The following is an 18,073-nucleotide window of genomic DNA, read 5'->3' as shown; positions in this document are numbered from 1 at the left end:
AGACTGGCAGGATGGCGCTTGCGGATCAATCGTCTTGATGGGGCCTGATTGCCGGTCAGTTCTGCTTTTTCAGACGCTCCTGCCAGACCGAATGGACCTGCTTGCGGCTGAGGGGTTTCTGCGACACGGCCTTGCCGTGCGGCGTGGGCTGGACACTGGCTGCGCCACTACCCGTTGTGGCACCCGGCTTGACACCAGCAGCAGGCGCCGTGTTGGCCTGAGCCAGGGCATCTTCGCAGGCGCTGCCCTGACCGACACCGAACTGGATGGTCGGCAGCAGCACAGCTGGCGGGAAGGCAACAGCGAGCCCGGCTGTTGCGGCGGCACGGCCAATGATTTCCGCACCCGGCATGATGGTAGGGCTCTTGAGGGGGCCGGTGATGTTCACACGGCCGGGCAGCGAGAGCACGTTGAACGACGTCGAGCGTGTGGTGACGTGATAGTCGAGCGTCTCGTTTTTAAGATTGACCGTACCACCGCCGAGAGTGCGGGTATTGTTGGTCATGAGCAGAAGCGAATTGGTGCTCAGAATGCCCTGACGCAGCGGCATGTCAGCAATGAAGCATTTCAGGTCGGAGCGGGTGGGAATGCCCAGCGCCGAGAGGATGGCACTGCCGATCTTGAGGCCCATGAGGTCGGGCAGCAGCGCCGAGACATCGCCGCCATGATCGACGACCAGCGTCACGCCACCATTGCCGTTGCCCAGCAGGGTCGCGATGGAGTTGCCCGTCGCCGCCAGAGTGATATGGCCACCCAGTGTGCCCTGCCCCTTGAAGGTGGCGGTGGCTTTCATCAGGCGCTGGATCGACAGGCGTGAGACATCGACCTTGAAATGCGTGTCGAATTGACCGTTCTTCGCAGGGTCGAGTGCGCCGGACAGGCCAAGCGTGCCGTCGCCGACCGCAAAATTCAGCTTGTTGATGGTAATGGCGCCATCCTGGACCGCAATATCCGCGAGGATGTTGTCGAGCGGCATGTCCTTGTTCTCGATGCGGTCGCCCTTATAGACGAGATGCGCATTGACGGCGTTCAGCTTGGGGACGTTGATCGGCTTGTCAGGCAGGATACGATTGCTTGTCGCAGCCTGCTTGCTCTCTTCGTGACCTGGCTTTGCACCGATGAAGCCACCGAGATCCTTCAGATCGACATGATGCGAATACAGATTGGCGTCGACCGTGATCGGTTTGGTCTGCGGATCGACGGCGATTGTCCCGCCGATATCCGACGATCCCATCTTGCCCGAGAAATTGCTGAAGCGGATATGGGCGCTGGTGTAATCGAGATTACCCGACACGCTGTAGGACGGCGTCTGCGGAATGGGGATGCCGGTCAGACCGTAAAGCAGGGACATGTCCGGCCCGGCAAAATGCAGGACAAGCTTCGTGCCCTTGAAATGCAGCGGGTCATCGACCGAGCCGCGCAGCGTGACATAGGTGGGACCGTTTTCAAGGCGAGCATCGATCGGATACGGGCGTGTCGAATTGGTGAGCGTCAACAGGGAGCCGCCGACGATATGCCCGGTGATCGGGGCCTGTGCGTAACGCCCTTTGAGGTCGATAACGATGCTGCCATCCTGATCACCCTTTGGCGGGGTCGTATGAAGCAGCACATGCATGTCGGTCTTGAGCTTGGCCATCGCGATGCGGATGTCACCATTGGTGATGACCACATCGCCGATTTTCGGCAGGGTGCTGGGCTGGGTGTTGCCCTGCGGTGCCGGCGCGGGCTTCGCATTGGGATCGGTGAAGCTGTAATTATTTTTGCCGTTGGCGAGGGCTACGATATCGCCTTTGGGCGTATCGAGCGCAATCAGCGGAATTTCCAGCCCTTTATGGGTGATATAGCGCCAGACATTGACCGAGACAGTCGCTTTTTTCGCACTCGCGAAAAGCTCTTTCTCTGAGTCGAAGCCTTCAGGCTGATGAATCTGGAGATCATCGACCGATACGGTCGTCGTCAGGCCCAGACGAACATGAAGATGGGCGATCGTCACAGGGCGATGCAGCGCGGCGCTGGCCCGTCGATTGACCAGAGGCACAAACCAGTCCCAGTTCCAGAGCAGGATCAGAAGCACCAGCAAAATAGCCATGCCACCTGCCGTGGCGGTCAGCACACGGCGTACGGGGCGTTTGGGCGGCGCTTTCGGTGAGGTTCCGTTTTCTGCCACGAGCGCTGCCTTTCTGCTGGGATCTGTCTTGTCGGGAGGCTAGCCGGACGCGCCCTGTCCTGCCTTTGGCAGAAGCAAGGGTGCTGGTGCCTCCTCGGCTGTCATTCTTCCTTGAATACGAGAATGTAAGGGAGGAGTTCCGTCAGGCCGCGGCGAGCCAGAGGGGCACGAGCCCGGCATAGCGGATTTCAAGCATGCTTCTTGCGTCTGGCGTGAGGTGGGCGATGGCGCAGGCAAGAGCATCGGCGTGCGGCGTGCGCATCAGGTCCAGACCAGTCACAAAGTCCCGCAAGCTGTCGCCTCGGCCACGCAGGGCGAAATAGGGGCGCAACATTTCGGTCAGGGCGCGATCGGGCTGCACGGACTGGAGCACCAGGGGCATTGGCGCTACAGCATTGAGGCCGAGAACGCCATCGAGATCCGGGCCAAACCCGGAACTGCCCTGAAGGGCAAGAAGGCGGCAGGGCGTTCGTTCAGAATTAGCAGAGACATTGCCGTCTACCTGCACGGGCAGCCAGCGTGTCAGCAGCGCGCCCGTCGCGATGGGTGGCGCGTCGCCCTGGGGCAGCATGAGGAACCCCTTCGAGGGGGTCTCGGGATCGGCTTTCTCGTCGATAACCAGCCAGACAGGAAGCGTGGTTTCCGGCGAAGCGTCGGAGGAGACGAAGACGAGGTTGTTCTTGTCTGTGTCGTAAGCGAGACGCTCGCCAGCACTGTTTTCGATCTGTGCGTAGTTGAAGCGTGGCGCCGTCGCGATGCTCTCATGCTTTCGGATGGTGAAAACAGTTTCAGGCAGGAAGCTCGGGCTGAAGGCCTCGATATCCTGTCTTACACGCCAGAAAAATGCGTCCAGTCCGGCGCGGGCGATGCGCGCCGCATGATCGCGCGTCGCAGGCAGAAAACGGCTGGGCGCGAGATCTTCCTCATCGTTGCGGTTGAAGTGCGACCAGAGATCGGGCGGTGCCACATCGGCAGGAAGTCGGGAAATGCGACGCGTGTAATGCGTCATGTTGCGCGCGACATAGTGCAGAATGCGGGCACCATCCCAGGCCGGTGCTGCGGCCGGGTCATAAGGCGCGCCGGAGGCGGTGACATGACGGCTCTCATCGAGGGCATAGTGGCAGCCATCGAGTGCGTGGTTCTGAACCGCCTCCGGCCGCACGAAGCGCTTGCCCAGCGCATGATCGGCAAAATCCAGAGGCGCGCGACGCGTATAGGCGGCAACAGGTGCCTGGGCTGTGCGGGCTATATGATTGTTGGAGCCGAAGATCGACCAGTGCAGCATGATGGCGTCGGCATCGGCGAAGCGATCGAGATAGGCGCCGATCGCGTCTTCCCTTTCAGGATAGACATATTCATCGCTCTCGAGGCAGATCACCCAGTCAAAGCGCGAACGGCAGGAGGCAATGGCCTGACTGAACGCAGCAGAGCGGCGTTCAGCGTAATCGATACCGCTCCCCGCCGGCGCACGCTGGGCCTCGATCGGATAGAGGCCAGCCGCGCTCTGGATGATCTCCCATGTGCCGTCAGTCGACTGATCGTCGATGACGATCAGCGCATCGAAACCCAGAGCAAGGTGATAGGCCATCCACCAGCCGATATCGTCAGCATCATTCTGGACGAAAAGGACGGCTGCGGTAGAGGCCATATCGGGAGGGTCCTTCTTGTTTTTGCTTTTAGCCCTGTCGGGTGGAGACGAGGCGTCAGGTCAGTCCATCTTCAGCGCGGCGAGGAAGGCACTCTGCGGAATTTCGACCTTGCCGAACTGGCGCATACGCTTTTTGCCTTCCTTCTGTTTTTCCAGAAGCTTGCGCTTGCGCGAGATGTCACCGCCATAGCATTTGGCCGTCACGTCTTTCGAGAGGGCACCCAGCGTCTCACGCGCAATGATGCGTGAGCCGATGGAGGCCTGGATCGCGATCTTGAAGAGCTGGCGGGGGATCAGATCCTTGAGCTTGCCGCAAATGGCGCGCCCACGTGTTTCGGCAACCGTGCGATGCGCGACAAAGGCCAGTGCATCGACCGGTTCCTGGTTGACGAGGATAGAGATGCGCACGAGGTCGCTCTCTTCATAGCCATCGATCTGATAGTCGAAGCTTGCATAGCCGCGTGTCAGCGACTTGAGGCGGTCGTAGAAATCGAACACCACTTCGTTGAGTGGCAGGCGATAGACGGCCATGGCGCGGTTGCCGACATAGGTCAGATCCATCTGGATGCCACGTCTCTCGCTGCAGAGCGTCAGCACGCTGCCGAGATATTCGTCCTGAACCAGAATGGTCGCCTTGATCCATGGCTCTTCGATCTTCTCGATCTTGCCGGGGTCGGGCATGTCGGCAGGGTTGTGCAGATCTTCCTGCGTGCCGTTGGTCAGATGCATCTTGTAGACGACGGACGGCGCGGTTGCGATCAGGTCGAGATTGAACTCGCGCGACAGGCGCTCCTGGATGATCTCCAGATGCAGCAGGCCGAGGAAGCCGCAGCGGAAGCCGAAGCCAAGAGCCGCCGAGGTCTCAGCCTCGAAATGGAACGAGGCGTCGTTGAGACGTAGCTTGGCGAGCGAATCGCGCAGCTTCTCGAAATCATCGGCATCGATGGGGAAGAGGCCGCACCACACCACGGGAATGGACGGCTTGAACCCGGCCAGCGGCTTCTCGGCAGGCAGGCGATCCAGGGTCACGGTGTCACCCACGGCCACATCGGCCACGGTCTTGATGGCGGCGTTGATATATCCCATCTCGCCCGGCCCGAGCGAATCGACCGCCGTCATCTTGGGAAGGAACACGCCAACCTGATCGACATGATAGGTGGACCCGGCCTGCATCATGCGGATCTTGTCGCCGCGCTTGAGCGTGCCTTCCATGATACGGACCAGAATGATGACGCCGAGATATGGGTCGTACCAGCTATCGACCAGCAGGGCCTGAAGCGGCTTGGTGGCATCGCCCTTTGGCGGGGGCAGACGCGTGACGAGCGCTTCGAGAACGCCTTCGATGTTCAGGCCGGTCTTTGCAGAGACTTCGACGGCATCATCGGCGGGAATGCCGACGACTTCCTCGATCTGGGCACGCACGCGCTCGACATCGGCGGCAGGGAGATCGACCTTGTTCAGAACCGGGACGATCTCGTGATTGGCGTCGATGGCCTGATAGACATTGGCGAGCGTCTGGGCTTCGACACCCTGAGACGCATCCACCACCAGAATGGAGCCTTCGCAGGCGGCGAGGCTGCGGCTCACCTCATAGGCAAAGTCGACATGGCCTGGCGTGTCCATGAGGTTCAGGATGTAGGTCTTGCCGTCTTTGGCAGGATAGGTCAGGCGCACGGTTTGCGCCTTGATGGTGATGCCGCGCTCCTGCTCCAGCTCCATATTGTCCAGAACCTGCTCTTTCATCTCACGAGCCGTGAGCGCACCGCAGGCCTGGATCAACCGGTCAGCCAGCGTGGACTTTCCATGGTCGATATGCGCGATGATCGAGAAATTGCGGATCTGGGAGAGGGGCGTGCCGGTCATGGCGCGATACATAAGCGATTGCGCCGTTCTTGTCATTGGGGAGAAACCGGCGCGATGCGATTTCTCCCCAATGTTTCAAAGGCGCTTCGGGGCGCCTCATCAGCGATCCGTCAGGCGGAATTCGATACGCCGGTTGCGGGCGAAAGCCGCCGCCGTATTGCCCTGGTCGAGGGGCTGGTAATCGGAGAATCCTGTTGCGGCGAGATGATGCGGATCGACGCCTTCCTTGACCAGTACCTTCACCACTGTGATGGCACGCGCGCTCGACAGCTCCCAGTTGCTCGGGAATGCGGTATGGATCGGCTGCTTGTCGGCATGGCCGTCGATACGCAGGATCCAGGGAATGTCTTTCGGGATCTGGCTCGAAACCTGCTTGAAGGTATGGGCCAGGGCCGCAATTTCCTTCTCACCTTCCGGTGTCAGCTCGGCGCTTCCCTGAGGGAAGAGAATGGAGCTCTGGAAAACGAATCGGTCACCGACGATTTCGACGCCCTTCTGGTTTTTCAGGATATCCTGAAGCCGGCCGAAGAACTCTGAACGATACCGCTTGAGCTGGTTCACCTTGTCGGCGAGCGCCACGTTGAGCTTGTTGCCCAGATCGGTGATCTGCTGGTCGCGAGTGGTCACATCCTTCTTCGCGATATCCAGTGCCTGACCAATGGCGAGAAGCTGCTGGTTGAGCTGCTCAAGCTGTGACTTGAGTTGGGCGATGGTCGCCTGATCGGATTGCGTGGCCTGACCGGCGGCGGCCAGGGCCTGCTCCTTTTCGGCGATCGTGCCATTCAGTGTGGCGAGCTGCTGGGTCAGGACGTCAGCCTGACGTTTGGCGCTGTCGCGATCGGTTGTGAGGCTGGCCACCATGGCGTTGAGCTGGGTGTTCTTGTCCTCGGTCATCGACAGCGTGTGCTGAAGCGCCGCCAGCTGCTGGCGCAGCTCGTCCAGCGAATGGGTACGCTTGCTGAGCGCCACGGACAGGAATTGCTGGCCGAGAACGAAGACCAGCAACACGAAGGTCACCACCATCAGCAGGGTGGAGAGCGCATCCACATAACCGGGCCAGGCATTGAGTTCCCCACCATGGGAACTGCGTCGAGAGCGTCGTGCCATGAAAGCCGCCTCGCCTTACTGTGCTGCCGGAGGAACGGCCGTGCCGCCATTGGGGCTCGTTGCCGCAATGGTGCGCGCCAGAACGCGCAGGTCATTGCGGATTTCGCCAGCCATCTGGGCGCGGCCGCTATGCAGCTCGTCGATCAGGCGCACGATATGCCCCTCAATACGACCGAACTGCTCGCGGCTATCTTTCGCGTCGTTGAAGGCCGCTGTGCCTGGTGTGGCAGCCTCACCGACATGTTTGAGGAACGGGCCGAGCAGTGCCTGGCCCTCTGCCACGCGGTTCATCATCTTCTGGTTGGACTGAAGCAGATCCGTCATGGCCTTGAGGCGCTCCTGCAACCCGTCCATGACCTGAAGCTGCTGCATGCGGCTTTCTTCGCTGCGCGAGACGACATTCTGCAGTGTTTCGAGATTTTCAGCTGTCTGCTCAAGCAATGCCTGTACGTAGGCCGGGACAGAGGCATCGCCCCCTTCGATCAGCGCGCCGCCCTGCTTGGTGATGCCGACCAGCCATTCCTCGACCTCGTTGAAGAAGCGGTTCTGGGCCTGACCGGCATTGAGGTCGAGAAAACCGAGGATCAGTGCTCCGGCAAGGCCGAACATCGACCCTGAGAAGGCGGTGGACATGCCCTTGAGCGGCTCGGCCAGGCCCGTCTTGAGCTGGCCGAACATGGCATCGAGATTGCCGTCACCAACACTCATGCCGCCGATCACACCCGCAATGGAGCTGACCGTCAGCAACAGGCCGTAGAATGTGCCAAGCAGACCGAGATAGATCAGCAGGCTGGTCATGTAGCGTGAAATGTCACGCGATTCGTCCAGGCGCCCTGAAAGGCTGTCGAGTGTGGCCTGAGCCGATTGATGCGACAGGCTCAGGCGCCCCGTCGTGGTGCGTGCGGCCAGATTGCGCGCCAGGGCACCGAGCAGGCGCGGCGGGGCTGGCTGGGCCAGACCTGCACGATTGACGCGCAGCTGATCGACCCATTTCACCTCTGGCATGAGCCGAAGGACCGTGCGTAGATTCCACAGAATGCCGATGATCAGCACACCCAGAATCAGACCGTCCAGCGCCGGATTGGCGAAGAAGGCGGCATAGAGCGTCTTGCTCAGCAGGGCAGCAACAGCAGCAACAAGGATCAGGAAGATCCCCATGCGCAACAGATAAAGCGTCGGGCGGGTCATGGAGTGGAGGTCCTCGGGGCGGTTCCGAACTGGGCTTCTGAAATCGGAGCAGCGACGCTGCCTTCGGCGACGATGTCGAGACGGTCAGGCGGGTTGGAGCCTGCGGGGGCGAGCCCGGTGGCACGCGGGTAGATGCGCGTTGTGGCCACACCTTCACGAACCAGGAGCGAGCGCACGGCCAGAGCACGAGCCAGGGCGATGCGCCGTGGTGTCGACAGGTCTTCCGTTGAGCCGCTGGCGGAGGCCCAGAGCGTCACGCGAAGCGTCGGCTGTCCAGCCAGCTTTCTGGCTTCTGCCTTTATCGCGTCGATCATGGGCTGGGTCATGCCGCTGCTATTGGCGGCAAAGAGCACACGCAGACCGTTCGGGCGTGCCTCGGTCTGACCTTTTGCCTCCGGGTCGGGCTTGATGTCCTCAGGCGGAACCGGCGGGTGAGTCGGCACTTTCACGCCGGGTGGCGGAATGACCACGGGACGGGGCGGCTCGGCGGGTACGTCGGGCGGCGCGCCGACACGTTGTGCGGCGGGGAGGCGTGGTGCCGAAGCGGGAGAGGCAGCGGGGCCGGATGCAGCCGGGGCCTTTTTGTCTGCTGGCTTCTTTGGCGCGGCTTCATGCGATTTGGCATGAGGCTTCTTTTCGGCGTGGGCCTTGCCCGCGGGCGCTTTTTGGGCGGATTGCGATTTGGCAGGCGCCGCAGCGGGCAGCGCGTCGTCGTTGGAGGTGACCTGTGCCGCTGCGGGCAGGGAGGTCAGCAGGACGGCCGGGAGACCGGCCGAGCACAGGAGGGAAAGAAGGATCGGCCGTTTCATGACCGGGCGATCCTAATCGCGCTGCCCCCGCTCGGGCAATGGGGAATGAAGCACCAACGCTCCGGGTTCCCTTCGCTTGCGAAAAATTCTAGGCAATTGATTTTTGGCAGGCACCCGATGACAGGGCGCCTGCCTCAACAGGCCCTTTGGCTTCAGGCCTTGCGGGTCAGGGCGTCGAGAACGATCTTGCGGATCGGTCCATGCAGATTGCCGTTACCGGCCACAAGCGTGACGTCATTGTCCAGATCGGTGATTTCCAGCCCTTCCGGGTCGGTTACATAGCCACCGGCCTCGCGCACGATCAGAAGACCGGCTGCGCAATCCCACGGCTTGAGACCGATTTCCCAGAAGGCTTCGTAGCGACCAGCGGCAACCCAGGCGAGGTCGAGGGCTGCGGCACCAAAGCGACGGAAGCCAGCCACATGGGGCATGAGGGCTGCAAGGGTACGACCGAAAGGCAGGCGACGATCGGCGGGAGTCTTGGCAAAGGGGATGCCAGTGGCAATCAGGGATTCTGAAAGCTCGCGACGGGCCGACACGCGGATGCGACGTTCATTGAGGAAGGCGCCGATGCCCTTCTCGGCCCAGAACATCTCGTTGGCGGCAGGGTTATAGACCATGGCAGCCGCGATTTCAGTCGATCCGTCAGGGTGACGACGCTGCAGGGCAATGGAAATAGCCCATTGCGGAATGCCGTGAAGGAAGTTCGAGGTGCCGTCGAGCGGGTCGACGATCCAGCGCCAGGTCCAGTTATCGCCACCGGAATTGCCGCTTTCTTCCATCAGGAAGGCATAACCCGGGCGTGCGCGGGCAAGTTCATCACGGATTGTCTGTTCGGCACGCAGATCGGCCTGGGAGACGAAATCGCCCGGTCCCTTGATGCTGACCTGAAGCTGCTCGACTTCAGCGAAGTCGCGCAGGAGGCGCTTGGCTGCCTTTTGCGCAGCATTCTGCATGACGGTCATATGCGGCGAGAGACGCATGGCGTTAATCCTGATGAGAGATTTTGAAAGAGCAGGGGTAGTCGGTCGAAACGGAACCGGGTTGCCCCGGTGCCGTGAGGGAAAGCCGAGGTAAACCTCATGCTCTCCCGGTGCAATGATTACTTGGCGCGTTCGACATAGGAGGCGTCATCGGTGCGGACAACAACGCGCTCACCGGCCTCGATGAAGGGCGGCACCATGGTCTTCACGCCATTGGACAGCATGGCGGGCTTGTAGGACGAGCTGGCCGTCTGGCCCTTGACCACCGGATCGGCCTCGGTGATTTCGAGTGTGACATGCGGCGGCAGGGAGACGCCAACCGGGTCGCCTTCGACCAGCTTCACGTTCAGTTCCATGTTGTCCTGCAGGAAGGGCAGCTGGTCGCCGAAGATATCCTTGTGCAGCATGACCTGCTCGAAGGTCTCCGGGTCCATCAGGACGATATTGTCGCCATCCGTATAGGAATAGCTGTAGTCCTTGTCTTCCGTCATCAGGCGCTCGACGGTGTCAGCCGTACGCCAGCGTTCGTTGGTCTTGTTGCCCGTGTTGAGGTCGCGCATTTCAACCTGAATGAACGCACCGCCCTTGCCCGGCGTGATGATCTGCTGCTTGAGAACCGTCCAGCGACGACCGTCATGCTCAATAACCTGTCCGGCGCGAATCAGGTTTGCCTGCTGCTTCATGGAAGAAAGATCCCGGGAATCGTGATGTGAATACGACGGGTCTGTGCCGCCGTGAAAGGCGGGTTTCTAACGAAGCGGGCGCGCAAGAGCAAGCGAGATGGAGTCGTGACACCCGTTGAGGCACCGTGCCGGGCCAGCAAGGCTGCCGCCCCTGAAGGGAGTAGCGGTTCATTTGCCCTGCCCTTGTGTGACGACAGAAGGGGCGCGATCCGGTTGTTTGTTTTTTGCTGAGGAGATACGACGCGGCATGATCCTACGCGTTCTTCCGGCTGTCTGTTTGCTTCTGTTCTGCCGTCCTGGTTTTGCGGCAGAGTGCTCCGGGCTCTTTCTTGATGGGATGGCGCCCGCTCTGTCGGCTCCGGCGCCGATGCAGCGTGATACGTTCCTGTGCAATACCGATTTTGCCGTCATGGCGTCGGGTGTGACGCATGAGCCCGTCTGGGCTGCCGAGCATCTGACACGCGACGCGATACGCTCGGCGCAACATGAGTTGCGCCAGGGGGTCTTTCATGAGGAGACAAGACAGAACGAAGCGGATCGGGCCCGGCTGGATGATTACCGCCGTTCGGGTTTCGATCGCGGGCATATGGCGCCAAGCGGTGATGCGCCAAGCCGTGCCTCGCAACAGGAAAGCTTCTCTCTTGCCAATATGGTGCCGCAGTCTCCCGACCTGAATCGCGGGCTATGGGCGGGGATCGAGAAACAGGTGCGCGCCCTCGTTCTGTCAGAAGGCGAGGCCTATGTGGTGACGGGGCCAGCCTATCACCTCGCCTCGCCAGCCGTGATTGGCGATAATGCGCTTCCTGTGCCGAGTTCTGTCTGGAAGGCAGTCTATCTGCCGGGGCGCAAGGCGCTTTCGGTCTATGTCTGCAAGAATACGGTCACACCGAGTTGCACCCAGGTGCCCGTTGCCTCGCTGACACGGGTGACAGGTGTCGATCCTTTTCCCACGCTGCCGCAGGCGATGCGTGAGACCATCACCAGACTGCCTGATCCGCAGGCTGAGCCCTATCACGTCTCTCCCAAGCTGCGTCGTTTGACCATGCAGGTCATGAAACGTTTCCTGCGTGGGATGATGAGCGGCGATTCACCCCTCTGACAGAGAGGGTTCCGGTTGAGGCTCATCAAGACGATGGGCGGTGCCATAGGGGTCTCGTACCTCGCCCGGATGCGTATCGGGGCGGTAGTAATCGGGACCCAGCGGCACCTTCCCCGCGCCACCGGGGATATCGAGCACGTAGGTCGGCCATGCCAGACCCGTCACTCTGCCGCGCAGTTTTGCCAGAAGGGCGCGCCCTTCATCGATGGGCACGTGGAAATGCGCCGTGCCCGGGGCAGGGTCGAGTTGATGCAGATAATAGGGCTTGATCCGTGACGTGACGAAAGCACGGAGCAGGGCTTCGAGCGCTTCTTCTGTGTCGTTGACGCCGCGCAGCAGGACCGACTGGCTGAGAACGGGAATGGCCCGGCTCTGGATCTGTCGCACAGCCTGGCGCGCCTTGGGCGTCAGTTCGCTGGCGTGATTGGCGTGCAGCACCACCCACATGGCGCAGTCTGTCTCGAGTGCATCGAGCAGGGCTGGTGTGATGCGCGCCGGATCGGCGACCGGGACCCGGCTATGAATACGTATCGTCTGGACATGCGGCATGGCCGAAAGCGCGCCGATGATATGCTCGAGCCGCCTTGGGCTCAGCATGAGCGGGTCGCCGCCGGTCAGAATGATTTCGGTGATAGAGGGGTGATCGGCAATCCATGCGAGCGCTGTAGCCAGGGCGTCGTCCGAGAGCAGGCCGCCATCCGGGCCGACATGCTCGCGCCGGAAGCAGAAACGGCAATAAAGCGGGCAGACCAGAAGCGGTTTGAGCAGCGCGCGGTCCTGATAGCGATGCACAATGCCCGGGACGGGTGAAAGCGCATCATCTCCGATGGGGTCCTGCATTTCCCATGGCGCGGTTTTGAGTTCGGCAGGGCTCGGGACCACCTGACGGCCGATCGGGTCGTCAGGATGGGAGATGAGAGAAAGAAACTCGGCGGGAATGGCTGTGGAAAATGCCTTTGCCACGTCTTCGAGCGCCTCGCGCTGCTCAGGGGGGACGAGCCCATGCGCAACGAGTTGCGCGACGCTGCGCAGGGTGGGGGGATTGACCTTTTCTGCCATGAGGCGGCTGTACTGCAATCCCCTCAGTTTTCGCAACCGGAGAGCGCATTTCATGGTCCGACGCACGGCTATTTCCGACAGGGTGCCTTTGCTGCAACGTCGTGCGCTGCTGCAAAGGGGCGTCAGAGCGTTTTTCGACTCACGGGGTTATCTGGAGGTCGAGACGCCTTATGCTGTTCCGACACCCGGCGAGGAGGTGCATCTGCGCTGCTTCCGCACCGAGCTCGAGCGGCCTGATGGCTTACGCGAGACGCGGTTTCTGCATACGAGCCCGGAATTTGCCATGAAGCGCATCGTGGCGGCGTCTGGTCTGCCGGTCTATCAGCTTGCCCGCGTCTGGCGAAATGGCGAGCAGAGCGCCTTGCACGCCCCTGAATTCACCATGCTCGAATGGTATCGACCGGGCGCCGGACTGGCGTCTCTTATGGATGAGACAGAAGCACTTGCGCGCGCGCTTCTGCCGCCGAGCCTGACTTATGGCGAGACAACGCTTGATTTTGCAGCACCTTTCGAGCGTCTGACCATGGCAGAGGCTTTCGCCCGCTATGTCGGCGTGGATCTTCTGGCGATAGGCGACGATGCCGAACGTCTGGCGCGAGAAGCCGGGACCGTCTTGCGCCCCGGAGAGGAATGGGAGGATCTGTTCTTTCGTCTTCTGCTGGAGCGGGTCGAACCCGAAATTGGCCGGGCGCGTCCGACATTCCTCACGCATTGGCCGGCCGCGCAGGCAGCCCTGTCGCGGCGTGATCCGGAAGACCCAAGGGTGGCGCTGCGCTTCGAGCTTTATGCGGCCGGGATCGAACTCGCCAATGCATTCGAGGAGCTGACAGACCCGCAGGAACAGCGCGTGCGCTTCGAGGCAGATCGGGCGAGACGTCTGGCGCTCGCGCCCGACCAGAACTGGCCGCTCGATGAGGCCTTTCTGGCCGATCTGCAGTCGCTGCCGCCCTGCAGCGGGATAGCCCTGGGCTTTGACCGGCTCGTCATGCTGGCAGTCGGCGCACCACGACTCTGTGACATTATGTGGTTTTCTTAAACCTTCGGATAGCCATGAACCTTTTCTGGGGGCAAAGTCGTTTCTATTGCCTAGAGTGGCGCCAGCTTCGAACTGATCCGGCAGGCGGCTTCAGCTTCGGAAAGGGTAACAGGATGATGAAGAAGACGATTTTCCTCTCATGTGCCGCTTTGCTGACCCTGTCAGCGTGCGACGTACCGACGGTTCAGCAGCGCAAGGTGCTGGATTCGATGATCGGCAAGACGGACGTGGATGTGCTGCGCACCTTCGGTGTGCCGACCCGCACCTATCAGGCCAGCGGTCATGACTTCCTGGCCTATATCGACAATGAGACCAACTACTCCCCCGGCACAGGTGGCTGGGGCTGGGGCTGGGGTGGCGGACCGTGGGGTGGCTATGGCGGTTACGGCGGCTGGGGTGGCTATGGTGGCTGGGGCGGCGGCTTCGGCGGTTTTCCTCCCAGCTATTACAACACGACCTGCCAGACGACGTTTGAGCTGAACAACAGCCGCGTCGTTGGCTGGACCATGCGCGGAGACGGGTGCTGAGCCTTATGACACTGGTTGCAAGAAGAAAAAGAAGAACGACAGTTCTCGGTTGTTTCTGTGCGGCTCTCGCGCTTGCGGGATGTGAGAGCCGCGCGCGTCAGGATCCGTTTCCCCGTCCGAGTTCGCTGGCGGCGGTGCAGATGCCTGCCGTCAGCAGCGCGCATATGTATCATGCCTCGACCAAGACGGAGACTTCCAGCCCGGTAGCCTATGCCGAGCCGCCGACCTTTTCGTATGCGGATCGTCCGCTGATCGAAAATATCTCGGGATCGCTTGAACTGGCCGATTATCGTCAGGCTATGCGCCAGACAGGCATGTTCCCGCGGCTGGGGCGTAACGGGCCTTATACCGTCTTCGCCCTGCCTAATGAGCCGTTTGAGCGTTATGCCGCCCGGGTGCCGGGCGGATTGATGGCATCGCAGAACGCAGCGCTTCTCAAGCAGCTTCTGGGCTTCACCATCGTGCGTGGCAACTGGTCGCCCAAGGCGCTGAACAAGGCGATGACTAGGCTCAAATCCGACAGGATCGGGTTGAAGACGTTGTCAGGCGATATGCTCACCGTGCAGCGCGATGGGTCTAATGGCCAGTTCGTGCTGATGAATGCGACGGGCCGTGTTGTGAAACTCTGGCTGAACGGGGCACCGCAATCCAACGGCACCCTTTATATTACCCAGGAAATTCTTCCGCCGCACGGCTGACGATGGCGGCCAGTCGTGCACCGGCTTCGTCGGCATCGACGAAGCTAAGGGGCACGGCAAGGAAATCTGCATTGGCCTTGATCATGGCCAATGCCTGCTCTTCCGTCTCGATATCCTCGGCAATGATGGGCAGTTCCATCATCTGCGACCACCAGGCGACCAGATCGGGCGCGTTGGGCGCGATCGAGATATAATCGGCGCCAAGTTCGCCGGCATTCATGGCATCGTCGCGACTCGTGCCGCAGAACACCCCCAGTTGCAGATCGCGCCCGAGTTCTTCTCTGGCGGTCAGGCATTGGGCAGGGCTGCTGGTGAGGTGAACGCCGTCGCAGCCGAGTTCCTGCGCAAGCGCGGGCAGATCGGTGAGAATCAGGGCCGTGCCGTGAGCATGAACCGTTTCACGTATGGCATGGACGCAGCTTCGGGCGCGTGTTTCGTCGGTGGTGCTGAGGCGCAGCGCGGCGGGTGTCCAGCGTTCGAGAACCTTCGCCAGATCAGCCAATTCACGTGAGGGATCGAAATCCGGCATCGTGACCAGGTAGAGTTCGCAGGGCAGCATGGGCAAGGTCCGTCGGAAGGGGCGCTCAGTTTTCGCGCGCCAGATACTGTGAAAGCTGCCCAATGCGGTAAGCGTTATAGGGCGGTCTGCCAAGAGTGAGGGTGCAGGGGCGGCTTGTCAAAACATGACCGTTGCAGATTTCGGCCAGGGCAATCAGCGTTTCCAATGTAGGGCCTGACTGTGTGTAGACAACCCATTGTGCCCCCCCTCTCAATGCCGAGGCGGCAAGGGCTGGTGCGTCATCAGCATCGAAAACAGCGGGCACACCCAGCGGGGCAGTCAGGGCCTGCCACCAGGGAAATCCCATGATTCGCCCGATCCCTTGTGCCGGAATAACCGCGTAAGGAGTGCCGGAGCCAGGGCGAGGCAGGTGAGCGAGAAGCGAGTCATCGTATAAAGCGATGATCTTCTGGGGGAGAGTCTCCTCCGGCTTCATGCTTGACCTCACGGCGCGTTACGGGCTTCCATAGACCAGCGGAAACCGCATGTGGATGATGAGGGTGTTTTGACGGATCAGATCGAGAGTGCAAGCAGTTCTGCAAGACCCGAAGATCGGATCGAAGAGGCGTTGGATCGCATTGCTTACGCCCTGCATCATTCGCGCGAGCCCGCCCCCAGCAATGTAGACTGGCAGCCTGTTGCCGCCAATATCGAGGCGCTGCGCCTGCGTGTGCGCGACCTCATTGATCGTCTCGATATCGAGGAAGAGGCATAAACGATGGCCCAGATCACGGTACGTCTCAACGGATACTCTTATACGATAGGCTGTCAGGATGGCGAGGAGCGCTATCTTCAGGATCTGGCCAGGCAGGTCGAGCGCCGCATCGAGCGGGTGCGCGGTCTTGGCACGCAGGGCGGTGAGGCCTGGACCCTGGTCATGGCGTCGCTGTTGATGGCGGATGAACTGCATGATCTGGCCAAGGAAATCCTGCCCAGCACGACCAGCGAGCGTGTTCAGCGTGCGGATCGTCTGATCGCCGAGAACGAGGCGCGCGAGCAGAAGCTTAATTTGTTGGCCGAGCGGGCAGAAGGCATTGCAGCCGAGCTGGAGAGTGCCTAGGTAGTGTCCTGTGGGACTGCCCGGTACGTCAGGCAACTCAACCCCTGGGCCGATAAGCACTTCCTTAGGGAACTGGCGCTGTCGTGATCGTGGTCATGATATCTGGTGCCCACCTGCGTGAGCAGGTCCGGGAGGGCTGAAAGACCGACGGCCAGGGTGGTTCCACACATGAATAGCGATCAAGAAAAACAGGCTCTGCGTCAGGCGATGCGCACGCGCAGGGCGAGCAACCCGGCATCGCCGAAAGCTCAGGCAGAACTGATCGGGTCTCTTGCCTCGATTGTTCTGAGCAACCCCCATATGAAGAAAATCGGCTGTGTCTGGCCCCTGCCGGGGGAGGCGGATCTGCGACCACTCTATGCCCTTCTGGCCGAGGCGGGACGTACCGTGCTGTTGCCGGAAACGACGCCCAAGGGGCAGCCCCTCATTTTCAGGCACTGGCGACCCGATGGCACGATGCTCGAGGGGCGGTTCGGTACCATGCATCCGGATGGTGAGGTTGATCGACCCGATACGTTGTTGGTGCCGCTTCTGGCGTTTGATCGCTCAGGCAATCGTCTGGGATATGGCGGTGGTTATTATGATCGCACGCTTGCAGGGTTGCGCTGTCGATCGATCGGCTTTGCGTTTGCCTGGCAGGAAGTGGCGCAGGTGCCTTTCGGCGCCTATGACCAGCCTCTCGACTGGATTGTGACTGAAAAAGAAATCCTGGCAGGACAGGCCGGGAAAGGCGGAGCAGAGTGAGACTACTTTTTCTTGGAGATATCGTCGGTCGCTCGGGCCGTGAAGCGGTCATGGCGCGTTTGCCCGAATGGCGCGAAACGCTGAAGCTCGATGTGGTGGTCGTGAACGGTGAGAATGCCTCTCACGGCTTTGGTCTTTCGACCGCCATTGCAACCGACCTGTTCAAGGCCGGGGTGGATGTCATCACTCTGGGAAATCATGCTTGGGACAAGAAAGAGCTGCTCCGCGATATCAACTCCGAGCCGCGCATCATACGCCCTCTGAACTTCCCGCCGGGCACGCCAGGGCAGGGCGCGTATGTCATCGTTTTGCCCAATGGGCGCAAGGTGCTAGTGATCAACGTCATGGGGCGTCTGTTCATGGACCCGCTCGATGATCCGTTTCGGGCAGTGAGCGAATTTCTGTCACGTCACAAGCTGGGCATGACGGCCCATGCGATCATTGTCGATCTCCACGCTGAGACAGGCAGTGAGAAAATGGCGTTCGGGCACTTTCTCGATGGAAAGGTATCTCTGGTCGTGGGGACGCACACCCATGTGCCGACGGCCGATTATCGCATTCTCTCCAAAGGAACGGCCTATCAGACCGATGCAGGCATGTGCGGCGACTATGACAGTGTGATCGGTATGGGGAAGGAAGCCTCCCTCTATCGCTTTGTGCGCAAACTGCCCGGTGAGCGTCTGCAGCCTGCAGAAGGCGATGCGACGGTTTGTGGCGTTTTTGTCGAGACGGATGATGTGACGGGGCTTGCCAAACGCATTGAGGCAGTGCGCGCTGGCGGGCATCTGAGCCCCTCGTTCCCTGTTTTGTGAGTTTTTTTGGAATTAATTTGGGTTTGTTGGG

Annotated in this window: 19 protein-coding genes and 1 other RNA gene; 9 read left to right on the top strand and 11 right to left on the bottom strand. The window is 60.9% G+C overall.

Annotated elements, in window-relative coordinates; translation table 11 throughout:
• Nucleotides 1-55: 55 nt before the first annotated feature.
• The 8 genes from AA105894_RS06930 to efp form a co-directional block, all read right to left on the bottom strand.
• Nucleotides 56-2,167, bottom strand: coding sequence for an AsmA family protein (locus AA105894_RS06930; protein ID WP_267311074.1), 2,112 nt, complete (start codon nucleotides 2,165-2,167; stop codon nucleotides 56-58).
• Nucleotides 2,168-2,309: 142 nt separating this feature from the next.
• Nucleotides 2,310-3,815 carry a glycosyltransferase family 2 protein gene (locus AA105894_RS06925; RefSeq protein WP_267311073.1) on the bottom strand — a complete coding sequence of 502 codons (1,506 nt, stop codon included), beginning with the start codon at nucleotides 3,813-3,815 and terminating at the stop codon, nucleotides 2,310-2,312.
• Nucleotides 3,816-3,875: 60 nt separating this feature from the next.
• Nucleotides 3,876-5,678, bottom strand: coding sequence for a translation elongation factor 4 (lepA, locus tag AA105894_RS06920; protein ID WP_188427560.1), 1,803 nt, complete (start codon nucleotides 5,676-5,678; stop codon nucleotides 3,876-3,878).
• Between the two features lie 99 nt (nucleotides 5,679-5,777).
• On the bottom strand, nucleotides 5,778-6,785 hold the full coding sequence (locus AA105894_RS06915; RefSeq protein ID WP_267311072.1) for a peptidoglycan -binding protein: 1,008 nt from the start codon (nucleotides 6,783-6,785) through the stop codon (nucleotides 5,778-5,780).
• A 15-nt stretch (nucleotides 6,786-6,800) separates the two neighbouring features.
• Nucleotides 6,801-7,973 (bottom strand): flagellar motor protein MotA, encoded by a 1,173-nt coding sequence (locus AA105894_RS06910; RefSeq protein ID WP_267311071.1) that lies wholly within the window; start codon nucleotides 7,971-7,973, stop codon nucleotides 6,801-6,803.
• A complete protein-coding gene (locus AA105894_RS06905; protein WP_267311070.1) occupies nucleotides 7,970-8,782 on the bottom strand; it encodes an OmpA family protein in 813 nt (270 codons plus the stop codon). Before AA105894_RS06905 ends, AA105894_RS06910 begins: the two co-directional genes overlap by 4 nt.
• Nucleotides 8,783-8,934: 152 nt before the next feature.
• Entirely contained in the window at nucleotides 8,935-9,765 is an 831-nt protein-coding gene (locus AA105894_RS06900) for an inositol monophosphatase family protein (RefSeq protein ID WP_188427542.1), read from the bottom strand.
• A 119-nt stretch (nucleotides 9,766-9,884) separates the two neighbouring features.
• Nucleotides 9,885-10,448: an elongation factor P gene (gene efp, locus AA105894_RS06895; RefSeq protein ID WP_188427543.1), complete on the bottom strand. Its 564-nt coding sequence runs from the start codon at nucleotides 10,446-10,448 to the stop codon at nucleotides 9,885-9,887.
• Between the two features lie 247 nt (nucleotides 10,449-10,695).
• Here efp and AA105894_RS06890 point away from each other — a divergent pair, with 247 nt between their 5' ends.
• Nucleotides 10,696-11,547 carry a DNA/RNA non-specific endonuclease gene (locus tag AA105894_RS06890; RefSeq protein WP_267311069.1) on the top strand — a complete coding sequence of 284 codons (852 nt, stop codon included), beginning with the start codon at nucleotides 10,696-10,698 and terminating at the stop codon, nucleotides 11,545-11,547.
• Here AA105894_RS06890 and AA105894_RS06885 read toward each other — a convergent pair.
• Entirely contained in the window at nucleotides 11,536-12,606 is a 1,071-nt protein-coding gene (locus AA105894_RS06885; protein WP_267311068.1) for a lysine-2,3-aminomutase-like protein, read from the bottom strand. The two genes, AA105894_RS06890 and AA105894_RS06885, sit on opposite strands and share 12 nt — an antisense overlap.
• A 52-nt stretch (nucleotides 12,607-12,658) precedes the next feature.
• Here AA105894_RS06885 and epmA point away from each other — a divergent pair, with 52 nt between their 5' ends.
• The 3 genes from epmA to AA105894_RS06870 all read left to right on the top strand — a co-directional run bounded on the left by epmA (nucleotide 12,659) and on the right by AA105894_RS06870 (nucleotide 14,867).
• Nucleotides 12,659-13,642, top strand: a complete 984-nt coding sequence (gene epmA / locus AA105894_RS06880; protein WP_267311067.1) for an EF-P lysine aminoacylase EpmA — start codon at nucleotides 12,659-12,661, stop codon at nucleotides 13,640-13,642.
• A 113-nt stretch (nucleotides 13,643-13,755) separates the two neighbouring features.
• Entirely contained in the window at nucleotides 13,756-14,169 is a 414-nt protein-coding gene (locus AA105894_RS06875) for a hypothetical protein (RefSeq protein WP_188427547.1), read from the top strand.
• Between the two features lie 140 nt (nucleotides 14,170-14,309).
• Nucleotides 14,310-14,867, top strand: coding sequence for a fasciclin domain-containing protein (locus AA105894_RS06870; RefSeq protein ID WP_267311066.1), 558 nt, complete (start codon nucleotides 14,310-14,312; stop codon nucleotides 14,865-14,867).
• Here AA105894_RS06870 and AA105894_RS06865 read toward each other — a convergent pair.
• Together AA105894_RS06865 and AA105894_RS06860 are read right to left on the bottom strand one after the other, a co-directional pair.
• Nucleotides 14,836-15,426 carry a thiamine phosphate synthase gene (locus tag AA105894_RS06865; protein ID WP_267311065.1) on the bottom strand — a complete coding sequence of 197 codons (591 nt, stop codon included), beginning with the start codon at nucleotides 15,424-15,426 and terminating at the stop codon, nucleotides 14,836-14,838. The two genes, AA105894_RS06870 and AA105894_RS06865, sit on opposite strands and share 32 nt — an antisense overlap.
• A 25-nt stretch (nucleotides 15,427-15,451) precedes the next feature.
• Nucleotides 15,452-15,733 carry a hypothetical protein gene (locus AA105894_RS06860; RefSeq protein WP_267311064.1) on the bottom strand — a complete coding sequence of 94 codons (282 nt, stop codon included), beginning with the start codon at nucleotides 15,731-15,733 and terminating at the stop codon, nucleotides 15,452-15,454.
• 180 nt (nucleotides 15,734-15,913) lie between these two features.
• On the opposite strand from AA105894_RS06860, the gene AA105894_RS06855 reads away from it, so the two are divergent.
• The 5 genes from AA105894_RS06855 (at nucleotide 15,914) to AA105894_RS06835 (ending at nucleotide 18,042) form a co-directional block, all read left to right on the top strand.
• Nucleotides 15,914-16,141 (top strand): hypothetical protein, encoded by a 228-nt coding sequence (locus tag AA105894_RS06855; RefSeq protein ID WP_267311063.1) that lies wholly within the window; start codon nucleotides 15,914-15,916, stop codon nucleotides 16,139-16,141.
• A 3-nt stretch (nucleotides 16,142-16,144) separates the two neighbouring features.
• On the top strand, nucleotides 16,145-16,486 hold the full coding sequence (locus AA105894_RS06850) for a cell division protein ZapA (RefSeq protein WP_267311062.1): 342 nt from the start codon (nucleotides 16,145-16,147) through the stop codon (nucleotides 16,484-16,486).
• A 10-nt stretch (nucleotides 16,487-16,496) separates the two neighbouring features.
• Nucleotides 16,497-16,653: non-coding RNA, 6S RNA (gene ssrS, locus AA105894_RS06845), on the top strand.
• Between the two features lies 1 nt (nucleotide 16,654).
• Nucleotides 16,655-17,230: a 5-formyltetrahydrofolate cyclo-ligase gene (locus AA105894_RS06840; protein ID WP_267311061.1), complete on the top strand. Its 576-nt coding sequence runs from the start codon at nucleotides 16,655-16,657 to the stop codon at nucleotides 17,228-17,230.
• Nucleotides 17,227-18,042: a TIGR00282 family metallophosphoesterase gene (locus AA105894_RS06835; RefSeq protein WP_267311060.1), complete on the top strand. Its 816-nt coding sequence runs from the start codon at nucleotides 17,227-17,229 to the stop codon at nucleotides 18,040-18,042. Before AA105894_RS06840 ends, AA105894_RS06835 begins: the two co-directional genes overlap by 4 nt.
• Nucleotides 18,043-18,073 lie beyond the last annotated feature (31 nt).

Source organism: Asaia spathodeae NBRC 105894 (genome assembly GCF_025994195.1).
Taxonomy (GTDB): domain Bacteria; phylum Pseudomonadota; class Alphaproteobacteria; order Acetobacterales; family Acetobacteraceae; genus Asaia; species Asaia siamensis.
The sequence above is the reverse complement of the archived record's forward strand: the minus strand, read 5'-3'. Positions and strand labels throughout refer to the sequence as shown.

Bases quoted from the DNA above. Each gene is read 5' to 3' on its own strand.
- AA105894_RS06925 (WP_267311073.1), bottom strand. From the start codon at position 3,815: ATGGCCTCTACCGCAGCCGTCCTTTTCGTCCAGAATGATGCTGACGAT.
- lepA (WP_188427560.1), bottom strand. From the start codon at position 5,678: ATGACCGGCACGCCCCTCTCCCAGATCCGCAATTTCTCGATCATCGCG.
- AA105894_RS06915 (WP_267311072.1), bottom strand. From the start codon at position 6,785: ATGGCACGACGCTCTCGACGCAGTTCCCATGGTGGGGAACTCAATGCC.
- AA105894_RS06910 (WP_267311071.1), bottom strand. From the start codon at position 7,973: ATGACCCGCCCGACGCTTTATCTGTTGCGCATGGGGATCTTCCTGATC.
- AA105894_RS06905 (WP_267311070.1), bottom strand. From the start codon at position 8,782: ATGAAACGGCCGATCCTTCTTTCCCTCCTGTGCTCGGCCGGTCTCCCG.
- AA105894_RS06900 (WP_188427542.1), bottom strand. From the start codon at position 9,765: ATGCGTCTCTCGCCGCATATGACCGTCATGCAGAATGCTGCGCAAAAG.
- efp (WP_188427543.1), bottom strand. From the start codon at position 10,448: ATGAAGCAGCAGGCAAACCTGATTCGCGCCGGACAGGTTATTGAGCAT.
- AA105894_RS06890 (WP_267311069.1), top strand. From the start codon at position 10,696: ATGATCCTACGCGTTCTTCCGGCTGTCTGTTTGCTTCTGTTCTGCCGT.
- AA105894_RS06885 (WP_267311068.1), bottom strand. From the start codon at position 12,606: ATGGCAGAAAAGGTCAATCCCCCCACCCTGCGCAGCGTCGCGCAACTC.
- epmA (WP_267311067.1), top strand. From the start codon at position 12,659: ATGGTCCGACGCACGGCTATTTCCGACAGGGTGCCTTTGCTGCAACGT.
- AA105894_RS06875 (WP_188427547.1), top strand. From the start codon at position 13,756: ATGATGAAGAAGACGATTTTCCTCTCATGTGCCGCTTTGCTGACCCTG.
- AA105894_RS06870 (WP_267311066.1), top strand. From the start codon at position 14,310: ATGCCTGCCGTCAGCAGCGCGCATATGTATCATGCCTCGACCAAGACG.
- AA105894_RS06865 (WP_267311065.1), bottom strand. From the start codon at position 15,426: ATGCTGCCCTGCGAACTCTACCTGGTCACGATGCCGGATTTCGATCCC.
- AA105894_RS06860 (WP_267311064.1), bottom strand. From the start codon at position 15,733: ATGGGATTTCCCTGGTGGCAGGCCCTGACTGCCCCGCTGGGTGTGCCC.
- AA105894_RS06850 (WP_267311062.1), top strand. From the start codon at position 16,145: ATGGCCCAGATCACGGTACGTCTCAACGGATACTCTTATACGATAGGC.
- AA105894_RS06840 (WP_267311061.1), top strand. From the start codon at position 16,655: ATGAATAGCGATCAAGAAAAACAGGCTCTGCGTCAGGCGATGCGCACG.